This is a genomic window from Sphingopyxis selenitireducens (assembly GCF_051550705.1).
Taxonomy (GTDB): domain Bacteria; phylum Pseudomonadota; class Alphaproteobacteria; order Sphingomonadales; family Sphingomonadaceae; genus Sphingopyxis.
The window spans coordinates 70,430-89,788 of sequence record NZ_JBPULG010000001.1 but is presented as its reverse complement, the minus strand read 5'-3'; the positions used below and the strand labels follow the sequence as shown (position 1 = coordinate 89,788).

The 19,359-nt window shown below is 66.1% G+C and carries 18 protein-coding genes; 13 read left to right on the top strand and 5 right to left on the bottom strand.

The features are described 5' to 3' along the window. Nucleotides 1-27 precede the first annotated feature (27 nt). The gene (gene trhO, locus ACSYDV_RS00395; protein WP_438321759.1) at nt 28-762 is read left to right on the top strand and encodes an oxygen-dependent tRNA uridine(34) hydroxylase TrhO; all 735 of its coding nucleotides are present in this window, start codon (nt 28-30) and stop codon (nt 760-762) included. On the opposite strand, the gene ACSYDV_RS00390 is transcribed toward trhO, so the two are convergent. Beyond that, nucleotides 759-1,385 carry a class I SAM-dependent methyltransferase gene (locus ACSYDV_RS00390; protein ID WP_438321758.1) on the bottom strand — a complete coding sequence of 209 codons (627 nt, stop codon included), beginning with the start codon at nt 1,383-1,385 and terminating at the stop codon, nt 759-761. The two genes, trhO and ACSYDV_RS00390, sit on opposite strands and share 4 nt — an antisense overlap. Before the next feature lie 108 nt (nt 1,386-1,493). Between ACSYDV_RS00390 and trxB the strand changes: the two genes are divergently transcribed. Next, a complete protein-coding gene (gene trxB / locus ACSYDV_RS00385) occupies nt 1,494-2,459 on the top strand; it encodes a thioredoxin-disulfide reductase (RefSeq protein ID WP_438321757.1) in 966 nt (321 codons plus the stop codon). A gap of 356 nt (nt 2,460-2,815) precedes the next feature. Here the strand turns inward: trxB and ACSYDV_RS00380 are convergent, their stop codons facing one another. The 4 genes from ACSYDV_RS00380 to ACSYDV_RS00365 are packed head-to-tail and all read right to left on the bottom strand — an operon-like array spanning nt 2,816 to nt 5,521. Further along, nucleotides 2,816-3,619, bottom strand: coding sequence for a hydrolase 1, exosortase A system-associated (locus tag ACSYDV_RS00380; RefSeq protein ID WP_438321756.1), 804 nt, complete (start codon nt 3,617-3,619; stop codon nt 2,816-2,818). Further along, entirely contained in the window at nt 3,604-4,284 is a 681-nt protein-coding gene (locus tag ACSYDV_RS00375; protein WP_438321754.1) for an alpha/beta hydrolase family protein, read from the bottom strand. Before ACSYDV_RS00375 ends, ACSYDV_RS00380 begins: the two co-directional genes overlap by 16 nt. A gap of 17 nt (nt 4,285-4,301) precedes the next feature. Next, nucleotides 4,302-4,568, bottom strand: a complete 267-nt coding sequence (locus ACSYDV_RS00370) for a phosphopantetheine-binding protein (protein WP_438321753.1) — start codon at nt 4,566-4,568, stop codon at nt 4,302-4,304. Next, a complete protein-coding gene (locus tag ACSYDV_RS00365) occupies nt 4,565-5,521 on the bottom strand; it encodes a GNAT family N-acetyltransferase (RefSeq protein ID WP_438321752.1) in 957 nt (318 codons plus the stop codon). Before ACSYDV_RS00365 ends, ACSYDV_RS00370 begins: the two co-directional genes overlap by 4 nt. A 74-nt stretch (nt 5,522-5,595) precedes the next feature. Here ACSYDV_RS00365 and ACSYDV_RS00360 point away from each other — a divergent pair, with 74 nt between their 5' ends. The 11 genes from ACSYDV_RS00360 (at nt 5,596) to xrtA (ending at nt 19,359) form a co-directional block, all read left to right on the top strand. Next, nucleotides 5,596-7,125 carry an acyl-CoA ligase (AMP-forming), exosortase A system-associated gene (locus ACSYDV_RS00360; RefSeq protein WP_438321751.1) on the top strand — a complete coding sequence of 510 codons (1,530 nt, stop codon included), beginning with the start codon at nt 5,596-5,598 and terminating at the stop codon, nt 7,123-7,125. Next, the gene (locus tag ACSYDV_RS00355) at nt 7,122-8,351 is read left to right on the top strand and encodes a pyridoxal-dependent decarboxylase, exosortase A system-associated (RefSeq protein WP_438321750.1); all 1,230 of its coding nucleotides are present in this window, start codon (nt 7,122-7,124) and stop codon (nt 8,349-8,351) included. The genes ACSYDV_RS00360 and ACSYDV_RS00355 overlap by 4 nt, the downstream gene beginning before the upstream one ends. A gap of 248 nt (nt 8,352-8,599) precedes the next feature. After that, nucleotides 8,600-9,178 carry an XrtA/PEP-CTERM system exopolysaccharide export protein gene (locus ACSYDV_RS00350; protein WP_438322813.1) on the top strand — a complete coding sequence of 193 codons (579 nt, stop codon included), beginning with the start codon at nt 8,600-8,602 and terminating at the stop codon, nt 9,176-9,178. Nucleotides 9,179-9,230: 52 nt separating this feature from the next. Continuing rightward, a complete protein-coding gene (locus ACSYDV_RS00345) occupies nt 9,231-10,775 on the top strand; it encodes an XrtA system polysaccharide chain length determinant (RefSeq protein WP_438321749.1) in 1,545 nt (514 codons plus the stop codon). Nucleotides 10,776-10,789: 14 nt separating this feature from the next. Next, nucleotides 10,790-11,815 carry an AAA family ATPase gene (locus ACSYDV_RS00340; RefSeq protein WP_438321747.1) on the top strand — a complete coding sequence of 342 codons (1,026 nt, stop codon included), beginning with the start codon at nt 10,790-10,792 and terminating at the stop codon, nt 11,813-11,815. Beyond that, entirely contained in the window at nt 11,812-13,515 is a 1,704-nt protein-coding gene (locus ACSYDV_RS00335; protein WP_438321746.1) for a hypothetical protein, read from the top strand. The genes ACSYDV_RS00340 and ACSYDV_RS00335 overlap by 4 nt, the downstream gene beginning before the upstream one ends. A gap of 21 nt (nt 13,516-13,536) precedes the next feature. Then, nucleotides 13,537-14,727, top strand: coding sequence for an XrtA/PEP-CTERM system-associated ATPase (locus tag ACSYDV_RS00330; protein WP_438321745.1), 1,191 nt, complete (start codon nt 13,537-13,539; stop codon nt 14,725-14,727). A 42-nt stretch (nt 14,728-14,769) separates the two neighbouring features. Next, a complete protein-coding gene (locus ACSYDV_RS00325; protein WP_438321744.1) occupies nt 14,770-15,633 on the top strand; it encodes an XrtA system polysaccharide deacetylase in 864 nt (287 codons plus the stop codon). An 8-nt stretch (nt 15,634-15,641) separates the two neighbouring features. Next, entirely contained in the window at nt 15,642-16,679 is a 1,038-nt protein-coding gene (locus tag ACSYDV_RS00320) for a FemAB family XrtA/PEP-CTERM system-associated protein (RefSeq protein WP_438322812.1), read from the top strand. Beyond that, nucleotides 16,679-17,884, top strand: a complete 1,206-nt coding sequence (locus ACSYDV_RS00315) for a TIGR03087 family PEP-CTERM/XrtA system glycosyltransferase (protein ID WP_438321743.1) — start codon at nt 16,679-16,681, stop codon at nt 17,882-17,884. The genes ACSYDV_RS00320 and ACSYDV_RS00315 overlap by 1 nt, the downstream gene beginning before the upstream one ends. After that, nucleotides 17,881-19,359, top strand: coding sequence for an exosortase A (gene xrtA, locus ACSYDV_RS00310; RefSeq protein WP_438321742.1), 1,479 nt, complete (start codon nt 17,881-17,883; stop codon nt 19,357-19,359). The genes ACSYDV_RS00315 and xrtA overlap by 4 nt, the downstream gene beginning before the upstream one ends.

Below are 19,359 nucleotides of genomic sequence, written 5' to 3'. Positions count from 1 at the left end.
GGCCCGGCGCCGCTATAGGCCCCGGAAATGACTCATACCGTTGCCGCCCTTTACCAGTTCGCGCCCTTTGACGACCCCGCCGTGCTGCGCCAGCCCTTGCTCGATCTCTGCGCGGCAGAGGGTGTCAAAGGCACGTTGCTGCTCGCACGCGAGGGCATCAACGGGACGATCGCGGGCAGCGCCGCCGGTATTGCGGCAGTAATCGACCACATCCGCGCGCTCCCGGGCTGCGCCGGGCTCGACGTCAAATATTCGGCCGCCGCCGCGCCGCCGTTTCAGCGGCTGAAGGTGCGGCTGAAAAAGGAAATCGTCACGCTGAAGGTCGACGGCATCGACCCCGCGCGCGATGTCGGCCGTTATGTCGCGCCCGCCGACTGGAACGCGCTGGTCGACGACCCGGACACCGTCGTCATCGACACGCGCAACGCCTATGAGGTCGATTATGGCAGCTTCGCTGGCGCCGAAAACCCCGAGACGCGCAGTTTTGGCGAGTTTCCCGACTGGTGGCGCGCCAATGCAGATCGCTTTGCGGGCAAGCGCATCGCGATGTTCTGCACCGGCGGCATCCGCTGCGAAAAATCGACCGCTTTCCTGCGCGCCGAGGGCGTCGAGGACGTCGCGCATCTGAAGGGCGGCATCCTCGCCTATCTCGAGCAGGTTCCCGAAAGCGACAGCCGCTGGAACGGCAGCTGTTTCGTGTTCGACGAGCGCGTCAGCGTCGGCCACGGGCTGGTCGAGGTTGGCGAGAAAGAGGCCGACTAACCCGCCACCCGCGCCGCGCCATATTCGACCCACCCGAACGGGCGAGGGGTCTTGGGCATATAGGCGGCGCCCTGACGATCGACCGCAAAGCCCGCCTGTTCATAAGCTTCCGAAATCGGCCGGGTCAGGTGGCAATTGCCGCCGATGCGCCGCCACAGCGGTTCGATCCGCCGCTGCCATGTCGCAACCCCGGCATCGGGCGCGCCGCCATGTTCGAGGAACAGCGCGGTCCCGCCGGGTTTCAGGACGCGGCGGATTTCGGACAGCACCGCCGCCTGACTGGCGACCGAACAGAGGGTGAAGGTCGTGACGACGGTGTCGAAACGGCCATCGGCAAAGGGCATCGCCTCGCCGAAGCCGCCCTGTATATCGGCCTCCATCCCATGCGCAGCAGCCGCCTCGCGGCTCATTTCCAGCAATTCGGGCGAGGGATCGAGCCCGGTGAAGCTCGTGATCCGCCCGGGCACGTAAAATTCCATGTTGATCCCGCCGCCGCAGCCCAGTTCCAGCACGTTGCCCGCCGCATGCGGCACGACCTTGCTGCGCGCCTTCATGATCTGCCCCTGCGAGCAGGCGCATTTGATCAGGCGCGGCACCCCATGTTTTTCCCACCAGCTCGCCATCGGCACTCTCTCCCCTTGGCGCGCAGCCTGTCCCTTGCTAGCGCGGTTGGCAACACCCATTTAGGCGCATCCCGCCACGCAAAATGCCCGCCACTTAGAAGGATTGTCATGCCCACCACCCACCACACCAAGATGCTGATCCTCGGTTCGGGCCCCGCCGGCCTGTCGGCCGCCATCTATGCCGCGCGCGCGGGGATGAAGCCGATCGTCGTTCAGGGATTGCAGCCGGGTGGTCAGCTGACGATCACCACCGACGTCGAAAACTACCCCGGCTTTGCCGAGGTGGTGCAGGGCCCGTGGCTGATGGAACAGATGACCGCACAGGCGACGCATGTGGGCACCAGCATGATCTGGGACACGATCATCGACGTCGATCTGTCAGAGCGTCCGTTCCGCATCACCGGTGACGGCGGCGACGTCTATATCGCCGAAACGCTTGTCATCGCGACCGGCGCGCAGGCAAAGTGGCTTGGCGTTCCGGGCGAGCAGGAACTGGGCGGAAAGGGCGTGTCGGCGTGCGCGACATGCGATGGCTTCTTCTACCGCGGCAAAAAGGTCGTGGTGATCGGCGGCGGCAACACCGCGGTCGAGGAGGCGCTTTACCTCACCAACCACAGCGATGACGTGACGCTGATCCACCGCCGCGATCACCTCCGCGCCGAAAAAATCCTGCAGGACCGCCTGCACGCCAATCCGAAGATCAAGGTCTTGTGGAACAAGAAGGTCGACCGTTTCGTCGCGGGCGAAGGCGTATCGGGTCTGGTCGGCGTCGACCTGATCGACACCGAAACCGGTGCGGCGAGCCACGAGGCGACCGACGGCGGCTTCGTCGCGATCGGCCACAGCCCCTCGACCGAATTGTTCAAGGGCAAATTGCCTTTGGACGCCGACGGCTATCTGGAAGTCACTCCGGGCACGTCGCTGACCTCGGTCCCCGGCGTGTTCGCGGCGGGCGATGTCACCGACAAAGTCTATCGTCAGGCGGTCACCGCGGCCGGCATGGGCTGCATGGCCGCGCTCGACGCCGAGCGATTCCTCGCCGAAGCCGAATATCACGCGTTGGTCGACGCGTAACGCCGACAACGCATAAATTAGCCCGTCGCCCCCGCGAAGGCGGGGGCCGCTATCGGTGGTGCGCAAGCCTGCCAGCGGCTCTCGCCTTCGCGGGGCGACGGACTGTTCGAGCTGATTTGAAGATATTCGCGCAGAGGCGCAGAGGACGCAGAGAAGAAGAGATTGTTCGCGCGGAGACGCGGAGACGCGGAGGGATATGGTGGCTTTCGGGCGACCCCGTTCGTCGATTTGGACGTTCGCACCGGAACAATATTGAGCGGCTTCGCCGCTCCCCATTTCTTCTCCGCGTCTCCGCGTCTCCGCGTCTCCGCGCGAACCAAAAAAATCTCTGCGTCCTCTGCGCCTCTGCGCGAATCCTATTCTTGAGCTGATCCGAGCGTCGCCAAAATCCGCTCGACCAACCAATCCGCATCGTCGCCCGCAAAGCTGTGTGAGGGGCTGGCAAGGCGCTCCACGGGCAGAGACCCCGTATCGCAATTCCCGGCAAAGGCCTGCGCCGTCCGGTCGCCAGTCGCGAGCAGGATCGTCGCGGGGCAGGCGAGCGTTGCCATCGCCGCATCGAGCCGCGCGGGCAGGCTATCGGGCGCAGACGGCGGCGCGGATCTGCCGAGCGCCAACAGGCCGCGACCCAGCTTCCTGAAATCAATTTCGCCATTGATCAGCCGGAGCAGGCTTTTCGGGTCCTTGAGCCGCGACATATAGCGGGCGCGGATCGCCGATGATGGCGGCAGCGCGGGCTCGTCCGTCTCCTCCTCATCATCGCTCTCATAGGTCCATGGATTGGCGAGGATCAGCGCATCGAGCGCCAGCGGCTGGTGCAACAGCAACGCGCTCGCCGCGTCGCAATTGCCGAAAGCGACGACGCGCGTGACGTGCGGAGCGGCCGTGCGAAAGGCCGTGATTGCGGCGGCGATGTCGTCGCGGCTGCCGGTATAGCCCGCATTCTCGCCCTCGCTGTCGCCGACCCCGCACCGGTCGAAACGAAACACCGGATATCCCGCCGCCGCGACGCGCTGCGCCAGCGTCGCCATGCCGCGATGCGCCCCGCTGCGGACTTCATTGCCGCCCGATATGATCAGCAGCCCGGTCGTGCCCGGCGCCTCGTCGAGGCTCGCGGCGAGCATGTCGCCGTTGCAGGCAAAGCTCAGCTGATGCCGCATGATTTGCTCCATGCGGCGACGTCGGCGGCGATGGCGCCGGCCATCGCGCGATCTTCACCGGGCTCGGCGCGCAGCCACAATGGCGTCCCGGCAATCGCATCGTCGCCATGACCAAGGGTGACGGTGCGGAGCGGCGCGGCGGGCTGGACCTCGGCGCCACCCAATTGCGCGACCATCGCTGGCGACAGGCGATTGCCCGCGAGCGCCAGCGGTTCGGTCTTCGCCATGTCCTGCAGGCTTTCGAGCGACGCGGTGATGCCCGCCTCGCGATCGGCGGCGACGCGCGCGCGCATCAGGGTCCGCAGCAAGGAAGCGCCGCCAACGGGGGCGAGCCGCCACCATGCATCGGCTTTCGCGAGATGGTCGATCAACGCGCCGCCGCGCAGCGATGCGATGATGACCGGTCCGTCGATGGCATCCGCGACATCGGCGAGCGCGCGCTGCCAGCCTGCGAGATCGGCGTCTTCGAGCGGAACGAGGCTTTCATTCTGCCCCGGCAGGTCGGGCAGCACGCTCGCAAAACCTTGCGCGGCGAGCGCGCGCATCGCGAGCGACAGGGTTCGGCGGGTGCGGTTCGCTTCGTCGAACAGCGGCGGGACGATCAGGATCGTGGCGGCGCGCGCGCCGGGACCAGCGGGGTGGATGCGCAGATGATGTTCGTTCATGCGCCCCCGAACAAGATTCAGCCGGCAACCTTGCGCTGCGAAAATGCCAGCAGATTGCCATAGGTTTCGAAAATTTCGCCGTCGATCTCGTCATCGTCGATGATGATGCCCAGCCGGTCTTCCATCTCGGTCAGCACCGTCGCGACCGCCATCGAATCAAATTCGGGCAGTTCGCCGAACAGCCCGCTGTCGGCGGTCAGCGCGGCGGCGCGTTCCTCGCCAAGGCCGAGAATATCGGCGAGCAGCGCGCGCAGGGTGGCATCGACGGAAGCTGTATCGGTCACGTGTCTTTCCTCAGCATGGAACGCGCAAAGGCCTTCAATGCCGGTCCCCATGCCGCGACCCGCGACGGATTGAAAGCCTCGATACGCCACAGCGGATCGTGCCGGTTCATCCAGTCGCGTTTATACCCGTCGTTTCCGGTGCCGAAATCGACCCGCTTCACGCCGTCGGTTTCGATGACATGACGGAATAGCGCCGCCGACAGCAAGGTGCCGGGCGAGGCTTTCAAACTATCTTCGACATGCGCGAGCTTGTGGATGAAGGCGGTGCCGTCCTCGACGGTCCAATATTGCGCGGCGACGGGCACGCCGTCGATGCGCGCAAGCCCCATGCGCAGGGTGCCGCGCGCGCTCTCGCTTTCGGCAAAGGCGCGGAGCAGGGCAGGGTGGCCCTCTTCGGGCTTCCAGCTTGCGGCATAAATATGCTCATAGGCGTCCCATGCATCGCCATCGAAATGCGCGAGCAATTCGATATCGACGACGCCCTTCTTCGCCTTGCGCTGCACGGTGTTGCGTAGCGCGCCGGGACGACTGGCCCACCACGCGTCATGGTCCATATCGCCGAGATCGAGCCAGTGGCGGTCGCCGGCGGGGGTCGCCTTCACCCACCATCCGGCACCGCGCAGCGCGGCGGTCAGATCGTCGGGATCGGCGACGGGATAAAGCGTCAGCCGCGTCGCCCGTTTGCGCAGCTTCGCGAACAGGTCGGACAGCGCGGCGCTTCGGTCGCCCTCGCCGGTGAACAGGGGCCGGATCGCAAAGCTGTACCAGTTGGTCAGCCCGGAAAAGACGCCTTGTGTCTCGATCCGCAGCGGAAGCCACGCCGTGACCGATCCCGCACTTCCGCGCGCATCGAAGCGGCCCCGGCCCGCAAATCCATGCGTTTCCAACAGGGCGAACCACGGCGCGCGATCAAAGGGCGAGACAAAGCCTGCCGCGCGCGCTGTCGCGGGCAAGACATTATCATTAGCCTGATCTTCACCGTTTCCTTGCATCGTGCGGCCCTCTATCACCGCAGTCCTAACAGCCGATGACCAAAGCCGAAAACCCTCCTTCGCGTCCGATCGACCATCTTGCCCGCTGCGGCGGCGCCGACGCGCCTGCGCTGCTGATCGGCGGACAGGTGACGCGCTTCGCCGACCTCGATGCCGGGGTCGGGCGCCTCGCGGCGTGGCTGCGCGAACAGGCGGGCGGGCCGGGGGAGCGTGTTGCAAGCTGGACGGCCAAGACGCGGCTTGCCTGCCTGATGCCGCTCGCCGCGGCCCGTGCCGGGCTGATCCATGTGCCGGTCAATCCGCTGCTCAAGGGGCCGCAGGTTGCGCATATCCTCGCCGACAGCGGCGCGAAACTGCTGATCACCAACGCCGCGCGCGCCGACATGCTGGGCGATGCGCGCCCGGCGGGATGCGCGATGCAGGATGCGAAGATGGCCGAAGCGGCGATCGATTCGGGCGGCGAAGGCCTGCCGCCGTCGAACGCCGCGCCCGACGATCTGGCCGCGATCCTTTACACCAGCGGCTCGACCGGGCGGCCCAAGGGGGTGATGCTAAGCCACGCCAATCTGTGGCTGGGCGCCGAAAGCGTCGCATCCTATCTGCAACTGACCCCCGACGACCGGCTGCTGGGCGTCCTGCCGCTCAGTTTCGATTATGGGCAGAACCAGCTTCTCTCGAGCTGGTACGCGGGGGCGGCGGTCGCGCCGCTCGACTATCTGACCCCGCGCGACGTCGTGAAGGCGGTTGCCCGGCACAGCATCACGACGCTTGCCGGGGTGCCGCCCCTCTGGGTGCAACTTGTCGAAAGCGAGTGGCCGGCGGAGGCCGCCGCGCTGCTCAAACGGTTGACCAACAGCGGCGGCGCGTTGACGCCGTCGCTGATCGACGCGATGCGTGCGACTTTCCCGAACGCCGATATCTATCCGATGTACGGGCTGACCGAGGCTTTCCGGTCGACCTATCTCGAGCCGAAATATGTTGCCGACCATCCGACCTCGATGGGCCGCGCGATCCCGCATGCCGAGATATTGGTGTGCCGCCCCGACGGGACGATCACCGCCGACGAGGAGGCGGGCGAACTTGTCCATTGCGGGCCGCTCGTCGCGAAGGGCTATTGGAACGACGCAGAACGCACCGCCGAGCGTTTCAAACCCGCGCCGCGCGCGTCCGAATATGGCGGGATGGCGGTATGGTCGGGCGATACGGTGCGCCGCGACGCCAATCATCTGCTCTACTTCGTCGGCCGGGCCGATGCGATGATCAAGACCGCGGGCAATCGCGTTAGTCCGACCGAGGTCGAAGAGGCGGCCATCGCATCGGGGCTGATTTACGAGGCGGTGGCCTTTGGCGTCCCCGACGCGCGGCTCGGCGCCGCGATCATCCTGATTGTGCGCGGCAAGGGCGATGATCGCGGCGAGGAACTGACGGCATGGCTGCGCCAGAACCTCCCCAATTTCATGCAGCCGCAGACGATCGAATGGCGCCCCGATCTGCCGCGCAATCCCAATGGCAAGCTCGACCGGGTGGCGATTTCCGCCGATTGGGTGCAGGGGACGGCGCCATGAAACCCCATGGACCGATCCCGCACGGCTTTGCCGCCGATGACGATGAGATGCTGCTGATCGGCGGCGACCGCGCCGAGGCGCTGGTCGACGCGGCGGGCGACACCCCCTTGTTCGTCTATGACAGCGCGATGCTTCGTGCGCGGGTTGCCGAATGGCGCGCGGCGATGCCGGGCGGGGTGCAGCTTCATTATGCGATGAAGGCAAATCCCTATGCGCCCCTGCTCGCCTTCATGGCGCGGCTGGTCGACGGGTTCGACGTCGCCTCGGGCGGCGAGCTCAAGACCGCGATCGACAGCGGGATGGCCGCCGGACACATCAGCTTCGCCGGTCCCGGCAAGCGCGACCGCGAACTGGAGGCGGCGATTGCGGCGGGCGCGACGCTCAATCTGGAATCGGCGGGCGAGGCCGACCGCGCGCTGTCGATCGCCGCGCGGCTCGGCATCGCGCCGCGCCTTGCGGTGCGGGTCAATCCCGACTTCGACCTCAAGGGGTCGGGGATGAAGATGGGCGGCGGCGCCAAGCCCTTCGGGGTCGATGCCGCCGAGGTTCCGGCGCTGGCGCGGCGGTTGATCGCCTCGGGCGCCGACTGGCGGGGCTTTCACATTTTCGCAGGCTCGCAGGCACTCGATGCGGCGGCGATCGCCGACACGCAGGCGCAGACCGTGGCGCTCGCGGCGCGGCTGGCGAATGAAGTTGGCGCGGTCCCGCCGCTGGTCAATCTGGGCGGCGGAATGGGGGTTCCCTATTTCCCCGGCGACACGGCGGTCGATGCCGCTGCCGTCGGCGCGGCGCTGGCCGAAACGCTGGAAAAGCGGGATGCGGCGCTCGCCGGCAGCCGCTTTGCGATGGAACTCGGGCGCTGGCTGGTGGCCGAGGCTGGCGTCTACCTGACCCGCATAATCGACCGCAAGACCAGTCATGGCGAAACCTTCCTCGTCACCGACGGCGGGCTTCATCACCAGCTCGCGGCGAGCGGCAATTTCGGTACCGTGATCCGCCGCAACTATCCGATCGCGGTCGCGAACCGCTTTGGCATCGCGTCCGCCGAAACGGTGACCGTCGTCGGTTGCCTGTGCACTCCGCTAGACCGGCTGGGCGATCAGGTCGCGCTGCCGGTTGCCGGGGTGGGCGACCTGGTTGCGATTTTTCAAGCGGGGGCCTATGGGGCTTCGGCCAGCCCCGCCGCGTTTCTGGGACAGGGGCCGGCGCGCGAAATGCTCGTTTGAAACGGCATATCTGTCCCGTTTCGGGACGTTGATTCCGGAGTGTGGTCCGGATTTATTTCAATCCTAACATTATGTTCACCCTTTTCGCGCAAGGATTGAACCTGATTAATGGTTGCCGCGCAAGGATTTGGGCTGCGGCGACCGCTGACGGCTCGAAAGGTTGATGGTTTATGGCTTCCTCTCCCTCGCTCCGCGCCGCTCGCGCTGCGCTGGTCTGCGGCATCGCCGCGACCACGCTGACCGGCTGCATGGGCGCCGGCGGCGCCGCGCCGCAACTTCCCAGCGCGACCTTCGTCCAGAACCAGGAAGGACCGGGCGAGGAATATATCATCGGCCCGCTCGACGAGCTGCAGATCTTCGTGTGGCGCAATCCTGAACTGGGCGGCAAGGTTCAGGTGCGTCCCGACGGGCGCATCACCACCCCGCTGATCACCGACATGCCCGCGACCGGCAAGACGCCGACGATGCTGCAGCAGGACATCAAGCTCCAGCTCAGCCAATATATCACCGACCCGATCGTCAGCGTGATCGTCACCAGCTTCAACAGCACCTTCTCGCAGCAGGTGCGGGTCGTCGGCGCCACCGAAAAGCCGGCGTCGATCCCGTTCCGCGCCAATATGACCGTACTCGACGCGATGATCGCGGTCGGCGGGCTCGGCGAATATGCCGCGGGCAACAAGGCGCGGCTGGTGCGTTATGACAAGGGCAGCGGCAAGCAGCAGGAATTCGGCCTGCGCCTCAACGATTTGATCAAGCGTGGCGACATCAAGGCGAACGTCCGGCTTCAGCCGGGCGATGTCATCATCATCCCCGAAAGCATGTTCTGACGCGGACGCAGCCCCGGGCTTCCGATCCGCCGAGCGAGACTGAGACCAGAGTATGAATGGCCTTTACGACGAATTCCGGGTGGCGCTGCACAGCGTCTGGACGCGCCGGTGGCAGGTGCTGGCGGTCGCATGGGGGATTTGCATCCTCGGCTGGCTGGCGGTCGCGTCGATCCCGAACCGCTATGATTCGCGTGCCCGGCTGCTCGTCGACGTCAATGAAATCCTGCCGGACGAAGTCCAGGCGGGCTCGTCCGGGCGTCAGCAGATCGACCAGATCCGCGAAACGCTGACCAGCGCGCGCAATCTCGAAAAGGTCGCGGTCACCACCGGGCTGCTCCCTGCGGGTGCGAGCGAGCGCGAAAAGGCCGGCGCGGTTTCCATGCTGCGGGGCAGCATCAAGGTTCTTCCGCAGCAGGAAAATATCTTCGAACTCACCTCCAGCGTCGCGGTCACCAGCCTGTCGGACGCCGACAATGCAAAACTCGCGAGCGGTATTCTCGACAGCCTGATCACCGTGTTTCGCGACGATCAGCTGCGCGGCGGCCGGATGAACGCGCGCGAGGGGCTGAAATTCCTCGATGCCCAGATCGCCGACCGCGAAAAGGCGCTGCGCGAGGTCGAGGCCCGCCGTGCGGCATTCGAGGCGCAGAATATCGGCCTGATCCCCGGCGGCTCGGGTTCGCCCGCGCAGCGGGTCGAAGCCGCGCGCTCCGAACTGAGCCAGATCGATTCGCAGATGATCGCGGCGCAGGCACAGCTAGCTGCCGCCAACGGTCAGCTCGCCTCGACCCCCGCGACGATCAATGTTCCCGGCATGGGCAGCGTCGGCGGCGGCGTCGCGCGCCAGCAACTCGCCGGGGCGCAGAATGAACTGTCGTCGATGCGGTCGCGCGGTCTTACCGACGCGCACCCCGATGTGATTGCGCTCAAAAGCCAGATTGCGTCACTGAAGGCCATGGCCGACCGCGAAGGTCCGGGCGCCAGCGGCGGCGGCAATGCACAAAATCCCGCCTATGCCTCGCTCTCGGCGATGCGCGCGGAACGTCAGGCGACGGTCAGCGCGCTGTCGACACGCAAGGCGCAGCTGTTGGCCGAAATCGCCAAAGTCACGTCGCAGCAAATCCAGAACCCCGGCATCGCCGCCGAATATGACCGGATCAACGGCGAATATACCGCGTTCAAGGCGCAGTATGACAAATTGCTGTCCCAGCGCGAACAGGTGCGTTTGCGCGGCGAAGTGCAGACCGAAACCGATGCGATCAAGGTCGAACTGCTCGACCCGCCGTCGAAACCGACCAGCCCGGCATCGCCCAACCGGCCGCTGTTCCTGACGCTGGTGCTGCTCGCTGGCATCGGCGCCGGAATCGGCGTCGCTTTCGCCCTGTCGCAGGTGCGTACCAGCTATGCGACCGCGGCGAAGCTCGAACGCGCCAGCGGACTGCCGGTGATCGGATCCATCACCGAAGTCGTCACGCCCGAACGCCATGTCGACCGGCGCAAAAAGCTGGTCTGGCTCGCGGGCGGCACCGGCGCGCTCGTCGGCCTCTATGCGCTGCTGCTGGCTGCCGAGTTCATCCAACGCGGCCTGGTCGCGTGACGGGGAAGAAGAAAATGACCGATCAACGCCCCGTCAAACGCCCGCCGTCGCTGCTCGAACGCGCCGCCGACATGTTCGGCATCGACCCCGTGGCCAATGCGCCGACGATCGATGTGTCGAAACTGCCGCCCGAGCCAGTGAAAAAGGCACGCAGGATGGATCCGGTCGCGGAACCGGTGGTCGAAACGCCGCAGGTCGAACCCGCACCGGCGGTCGTCGAACCCGCACCCGCCGTCGAACCTGCTGCCCGACCGTCGCCGCGCAAGGATATCGCCCGCGCCGCGCCCGCCATCGTTCCGACGCGGCAGGGCACGATCGACCGCGCCCGGCTCGCCGCGCGCGGCATGGTCGTTCCCGGCGCGCCCGTCACCGGCATTTCGGAAGAATACCGGATCGTGAAGCGCGAGCTGATCCGCAATTTCGCGGGCGGCGTGGGACGCCCCGCGCTGCCGCGCGGCCACCGCGTGCTGATCGCTTCGGCAAATCCCGGCGAGGGCAAGACCTTCTCCGCAGTCAATCTGGCCTTGAGCCTCGCGGCCGAGGCCGACCATGACGTGTTGCTGATCGACGCCGACATCGCCAAGCCCAGCGTGCTCGAAGCCTTGGGTCTGGAGGATGGACCGGGGCTGATGGATGCGCTCGCCGATCCGCATCTGCCGCTTGGCGACTGCCTGATCCAGACCGACATGCCGGGGCTGAAGGTCATGCCGGCGGGCATGCAGCATATGGACGACACCGAATTGCTCGCCTCAGCACGGACCGAGGCCCTGTTGACGCAGCTGGAACAGGGCGTCCCGGGGCGCATCGTCATTCTCGATTCGCCGCCGGTGCTCGCCGCATCGCCCGCCGCCGTACTCGCGGGGCATGTCGGCCAGCTGATCATGGTCGTGCGCGCCGATCAGACGCTGGAAAGCGGACTGCGCGACGCGATCGGGCTGATGGGCGGTTGCCCGCATATCCAGCTGCTCCTCAACGGGGTCAAATTCTCGCCGGGCGGCCGCCGCTTCGGCACCTATTACGGACAGGGCGGACCCGCGTGAATTACAGGAAATCCTCGATACGCCCGCTGGGCGCGTTCGCGGCGCTGCTGCTTGCCGGAACGGCGACGGGCGCGCATGCGCAATTTTCGGGCGATGCCGGCGAGGGCGGACAGGACAGGCCGCGCGCGGCCGCCGACACGGACGGCGGTGAGGCGAAGCGCCCGCGTGGCCTGCGTCAGGTCGATGTCAGCCCCTATCTCTCGATCGATCAACGGCTGACTGCCGACCTCAAAAATGGCGGGGACGTGCTGACCTATACGACCGTCGCGGTCGGGGTCGATGCCGCGGTCGTCACGCGCCGCGTCGAACTGTCTGCAACGCTGCGGTACGAACATCAGTTCGGCCTGACGGCGGGGATGAGCGATCAGGATGTGATCAGCGGTCTTGCGCGCGGAAATCTTCAGCTGTTGCGCGGCCTCAATATCGAAGCCGGGGCGCTTGCGACGCGCACCCGCGCCGACGGTCAGGGCGCCGGCAATGGCATCATCAACGGCCGGTCGAGCAATGTCGCCAATCTCTATTCGGTCTATGCGGGGCCGACGCTGGCGCGCAGAATCGGCGGGCTTGACGTCGCGGCGGGCTATCGCTTCGGCTATAGCAAGGTCGATGTCGAAACCCCCGCGCTGCTGCCGCCGGGCGCGGTGGCGCAAAATGTCTTCGACAGCTCGACCAACCATAGCGCGTGGGCCAGCGTCGGCGCGCGGCCGGGCGACCTGCCGTTCGGCTGGAGAGTGTCGGGGGGCTACGACCGCGAGGACGCCAGCCAGCTCGATCAGCGTTATGAGGGCAAATTCGCCCGCGCCGACGTGACGGTGCCGATCAGCCGCACGGTCGCGCTGCTCGGCGGCGTCGGCTATGAAAATATCGAAATCGGACAGCGCGACCCGTTGCTCGATGGCAATGGCATCCCCGTGCTGGATGGCAACGGCCGCTATGTCACCGACAAATCGTCGCCGCGCAAATTGTCGTTCGATACCGACGGTTTGATCTGGGATGCCGGGGTGCTTTGGCAGCCGAGCCGCCGCACGTCGCTGACCGCCAGCATCGGCCACCGCTATGGCGACACGATTTATACCGGCCGTTTTTCCTATCGCGCCGACCATGCGACGATGGTGCAAGTCGATGTTTATAACGGATTGTCCAGCTTCGGCCGCGGGCTGTCGGGCGGGTTGTCGGCCCTCCCGACCCAATTCGACCCGACGCGCAATCCGATCGACGGCGATGTCGATCCGTGCGTCTTCGGCGAAGAGGGCGGCGGCTGCCTCAACAACCGGATCGGCAACGCGATCTCGGCGCAATATCGCAATCAGGGTATCCAGGCGGTGCTGTCGTCGCGCTTCGGCGGCTGGAGCTATGGTGTCGGGGTCGGTTATGATCGCCGCCGCCTGCTCACGCCGCGCCTGTCGCCGATCGCCATGCTCAACGGCATCACCGATCAGAGCTATTATCTCTTCCTCTCGGCCGGGCGCCGCCTCGACGCCGAATCCGACCTCACCCTGTCGGGCTATCTCAACTATTTCGACAATGGGTCGCCGGGGGTCAGCGATGTCCAGTCGGCGGGTCTGTCGGCAACCTATTCGAGGCGCTTCTGGCGCGGCCTGACGGGGAGCGCGGGAGCGAGCCTCGATGCGTTCGACCAGAATGGCTTCAACAGCGAACTTATTGGATCAGCCCTGGTGGGTCTGCGTTACAACTTCTGATCCCGAAACAGGAATTTTACGATGTACGATCAGTTTTATGGCTTCACCGGACGCCCGTTCCAGCTGACCCCCGATCCGCATTTCTATTTCGAGAGCGGAACGCACCGCAAGGCGATGTCCTATCTCGGCTATGGGCTGGCGCAGGGCGAAGGCTTCATCGTCATCACCGGCGATGTCGGCGCGGGAAAGACGACGCTCGTCGGCCATTTGATGAACACGATCGACCCCAACCGCCTGACTGCGGTGAAACTGGTGTCGACGCAGGTCGAGGGCGACGATCTTCTCCGCCTCGTCGCCGAACAATTCGGGCTGGAGTGGGAAGGGCATAGCAAGGCCGAACTGCTGCGCGCCATGGAACAATATCTGCGCGAACAGGCGCGCGCCGGAAAGCGGACGCTGCTGATCGTCGACGAAGGGCAGAATCTTGCCATCTCTGCGCTTGAAGAGCTGCGTATGCTCTCGAACTTCCAGCTCGGCGGTCATTCGCTGCTGCAAATCTTCCTGCTCGGCCAGCCCGAGTTCCGACAGACGCTCTTCCATTCGCCGGCGCTGGAACAGCTGCGCCAGCGCGTGATCGCGACCCATCATCTCGACCCGATGGAGCCGGAGGAGGTCGAACCCTATATCCTGCACCGCCTCGGCAAGGTCGGCTGGACGGGCAACCCCAGCTTCAGCCCCGACGCGTTCGAGGAAATCTTCGACTATTGCGCGGGCGTGCCGCGCAAGCTCAACGTGCTGGTCAGCCGCCTTTTGCTTTATGGTGCGGTCGAGGAAATGAACCGCATCACCGGCCAGCAGGTCCGCTCGGTGGTTGCAGAGATCGAGGCCGATCGCGGCCTCGATCAGACCGCGCCCGTGCCTCCGCAGCCGCCGATCGACCAGCTGGTCGCCTATGCCGCCGCCGTCACCGCGCCGACCGCCGAAACGCCGTCCGAATGGCCAAAGGCGGTCGCGCCGGCGCCGCTGGCCCCGTCTGCCTCCGACGATAATGTGCTGGAACTGGCGCCTGCCGCCGCGCCTGCCGCCGCACCCGCCGCCGCGATCGACGAAGCGCATGTGGCGGCGTTGCAAGAGCAGATCACGGGCCTCGAGGCGCGGCTGACCGAACAGGATGCCGCGCTGCGCCGGGTGATTGATTTGCTGATCGAATGGGTCGAACGCGATCCCGAAAATGCCCCCGATCCGGCATCGTCACAGACTTGGGCGGCCTGACGGGTTAAGCATCGTCCGGCGACGGACCGATGAAGGTGAGATATGATGCAGAACGGCCTGTCGGTCGATGTCGAGGACTGGTTTCAGGTCGGCGCCTTTGAACGGACGATCGACCGCAGCGACTGGCCGCGCCTCGAGTGCCGGGTCGAGGCCAATTGCGACGCGGTGCTGCAGATTTTCGCCGATGCCGGCGTCACCGGCACTTTCTTCACCCTCGGCTGGGTCGCCGAACGCTATCCGGCGCTGATCAGGCGCATCGTTGCGGCGGGGCACGAACTCGCCAGCCATGGCTATGATCATCAGCGCGTGTTCAACATGACCGCCGACAGCTTCGCGGCCGACCTCAGGAAAACCCAGCTGATCCTCGAGGATTTGGGCGGCGTCGCGATCCGCGGCTATCGCGCGCCCAGCTTTTCTGTCGATCAGCGCACCCCGTGGGCGCATGCGGTGCTCGCCGAACAAGGCTATGCCTATTCCAGCAGCGTCGCGCCCGTCGTGCATGATCATTATGGCTGGCCGCAAAGTCCGCGCCACGCATGGCGCCCACTAGCCGACAGCGATCTGGTCGAATGGCCGGTGACGACCGCAAGCGTGGCGGGGCGGACCCTGGCCGCGGGCGGGGGCGGCTTCATGCGTATGCTGCCCTATGCTTTCACCCGCTGGGCGATCGCACGAATGAATGCGGAAGGTCATCCGGCGATCCTCTATTTTCATCCGTGGGAAATCGACCCCGGCCAGCCGCGCGTCGCCGATGCGCCGCTGAAATCGAAAATACGCCATTACAGCGGCCTGTCGGCGATGGCGGGCAAGCTGAAGCGGCTGCTGGGCGATTTCGAATGGACGCGCGCCGATGCGCTCCTCGCCGCGCAGCAGACCCGCGCTCAGCCGTGGCGCGCGGCGGCGTGAACGCGCCGATGACGGCTGCGGTGCCGCTGACCGATGCGGCCGCATGGGACAGCTATGTCGCGGCGCATCCGCACGCGAGGCCGTTCCATAGCCGCGCCTGGTGCGAGGCGATTACCAGGGCGACGGGCCACCAATGCTATCTGGTAACCGCGCGCGACGCCCATGGAGCGCTGACCGGCCTCCTGCCGCTCCATCATATCCGCTCGCCCTTGTTCGGGCAGGCGCTGGTCGCCAGCGGTTTCGCGGTCGACGGCGGCATCCTCGCCGACAATGATGCGGTCGCGGCGACGCTTGCTGCAGGCGCGGCCGATATTGCGAAATCGCTCGGCGTACCGTCGGTCGAACTGCGCGGCGGCCCGCTTCCAGATACCGACGGCTGGCACCGCGAAGAGGGCGTCTACGCCGGTTTCGCGCGCGACCTTGCCGCCGACGATGACGCCGAACTGCTCGCCATTCCGCGCAAACAGCGCGCCGAGGTTCGCAAGGCGCTGGCCAGCGGTCTGACGGTCTCCACCGGACGCGATGAAGCGCACCGGACCGCCCACCATCGAACCTATGCGACGAGCGTGCGCAATCTGGGCACCCCAGTTTTCCCTAAGTCATTGTTTTCACAAGTAATGGACGCATTTGGCGACGATGCCGACATCCTCGATGTGCGCAACGATGGAGAAGTTGTGGCCAGCGTCCTCAGTCTCACCTGGCGCGGCACCGTCATGCCCTATTGGGGCGGCGGCACCGCCGACGCCCGGCGGCTGCGCGCCAATGAACTCATGTATTTCGCCCTGATGCGCCACGCCCGGTCGAAAGGTTGCACGCGCTTCGATTTCGGCCGCTCGAAAGCCGGAACCGGCCCCTTCGCCTACAAGAAGAACTGGGGCTTCGAACCCCAGCCACTCGTCTACGCGCGTTGGCTCGCGCCGGGCGAAAAGCCGCGCGATACCAATCCGACCAGCGCCAAATATCGGCTGCAGGTCGACCTGTGGAAGCGATTGCCATTGTGGGCTGCGAACCGCATCGGTCCGTTGATCGCGCGCGGGCTCGGTTGATGGCCGAAATCCTGTTCCTCGTCCACCGCGCGCCCTGGCCTCCCGACCGCGGCGACCGCATCCGCAGCTGGCACATGTTCGAGGCGTTGGCGAAGCTTGCGCCGGTCCATGTCGCGGCACTCGCCGACAATGCCGCCGATGCGGCGCTTGCACGCGACAAAATGGCGCCCCTGTGCGCGAGCCTGTGCGTCGAGGTGCGCAACGTGTCGCGCCCCGTCGCCTTGGCACAGGCGGTGCTGCGCGGCGAACCCGTCTCGAACCATTTGTTCAAAAATAGCGCGATCGCGCGGCGCGTTGGCAAGCTGCTGAGCGACGGCAAAATAACCCATATAGTAGCCTTTTCGGGGCAGATGGCGCAATATCTGCCGGCGCATTTTGGTGGGCCGGTCATCATGGATTTCGTCGACGTCGATTCGGCTAAGTTCGCCACCTATGCCGAACAGGACAAACGCCAGCCGCTCCATTGGGTCCATGCGCGCGAAGCGCGAAAGCTGGGCGCCTATGAGGCTGAAATCGCTCGCCGCACCGACGCCAGCCTGTTCGTTAGCGAGGCCGAGGCGGCGTTGTTCCGCGAGCGCAGTGGCCTCGGCACCGACAACGTCCACGCGGTCGAAAATGGTATCGACACCGATCGTTTCGACCCGGCCGTCCCGCTGGATCCGGTCGGCGCGGGGCAGGGGCCACTTGCGGTCTTCACCGGCCAGATGGATTACCGTCCGAATATCGACGCGGTGCGCTGGTTCGCTGCCGATGTCCTGCCGTTGATCCGCGCGCATCATCCGAAGGCACGCTTCGCTATCGTCGGGCGTGCGCCGACCGACGAGGTGCGCGCGCTTGAAAAATCGCCCGGTGTGATCGTAACCGGCGAGGTGGCCGACGTTCGCCCCTGGCTGGCCACCGCCGATGCCGTCGTCGCGCCGCTGCTTCTCGCGCGCGGAGTGCAGAACAAGCTGCTCGAGGCGATGGCGATGGCGCGTCCCGTGGTCGCGAGCGCCGCCGCAGCCCAAGGCATCGACGCGGCGCCCGGCGAACATCTGCGCGTTGCCGACGATGCGCCGGGTCTCGCCGATGCCGTCTGCTCTATCTTCGATGATCCGACAGGCGCATCGCAAATGGGCGTTGCGGCACGCCGCCGGATGATCGCGCGCTATGGTTGGGACGCCCGGATGTCACCGCTCGGCAACTTGCTGGGGCTGGGGGCATGACGGCTTGGCAACGCCACCTCACCGCACTCGCGCTTCTCGCGGGGGCGATGCTCGCAGTTTTCTATCGTGATGCCGCTGACATGGCGGGCCTCTGGTGGCATAGTTCGACCTTCACCCATTGCCTGTTGATGCTGCCGATGATTGGCTGGCTGGTGTCGCTGCGCGTACCGCTGATCCGGTCACTGACGCCCACCTATTGGTGGCCGGCGCTGGTCTGGATCGCAGGCGCAGGGCTGGCGTGGCTGGTCGGCGAAGCGGCGGGGGTCGCGCTGTTCAGGCAGTTCGGCCTGGTGCTGATGCTGCAGGGCGCGGTGGCTGCGACTCTGGGCGAAAAGCTCGTTCGCGCGCTGCTCTTTCCGCTCGCATACGCGCTGCTGCTTGTGCCGTTTGGCGAGGAACTGGTCCCGCTGCTCCAGACCCTGACCGCGCATATCAGCGTCCTCCTGTTCCACCTGTCGGGTTTGCAGGCCGAAATGGAGGGCGTGTTTATCACCACGCGTGCGGGCTTCTTCGAGGTTGCCGAGGCTTGTTCGGGGGTCAATTTCCTGATCGCGATGCTCGCCTACGCGGTATTTGCCGCACATCTCTGTTTCAAAAGCTGGACGCGGCGGATCGTCTTCGTCGTGTCGGCACTCGCAACGACGATCTTCGCCAATGCGCTTCGTGCCTATGGCACGATGGTCGCCGCCGAGATTTGGGGAATCGAAGCGGCGGGCGGGATCGACCATATTTTTTACGGCTGGATTTTCTTCGGCCTTGTCGTGCTGATCGTGATGCTCGTCGCGCGGCGCTGGTTCGATCGTCCCGCCAATGACCTCGCGGTCGATGTCGCTGGATTGGAAGGTGCTGTGCGCTTCGCCGGCTCCGCCAGGACGGTGCTTCCCGCTGCGCTTGCGTTGCCGCTGGTCTTTATGGCGTGGGCGGCGCTTGTCGGCGGCCGCGCCGCGCCCTTGCCCGCGACGATGATGATCGAAACGCCGTCGGGCTGGAACGACGCACGTGCGGGCGGCGCGCCATGGACACCGCGTTTCGATGGTGCCGATCAGCGGTTGCTGCGCCATTTCATAGACGCCAGCGGGCGACGCGTCGCCGTCGCGATCGGTGGTTACGAACGGCAAGCCGAAGGGCGTGAGGTTGTGAGCTATGGCCAGGGCGCGGTCGATCCCGACAGCCGATGGGCATGGAGCGCGGCGCTAGCCGCGGTCGACGGCGCCAGGACCGAACGCCTGCTTCACCCCGGCCCGGTGCTGCGCGACGCCGCGACCTGGTATGTCGTCGATGGCCGCGTCACCGGCAGCCCGCGCCGGGCTAAATTCATGGGCCTGAAGGCTCGGTTGCTCGGTGGCGATCCGCGCGCGCTGTCGCTGATTGTGTCGAGCGAGACGGGGCAGGGCGGTGATGCTGCGATCGCCGATTTTGTCGCCGCATCGGGCGGAGCGCAGGCAATGGCTGACCGCGCGCTCAAAACCCGCTAA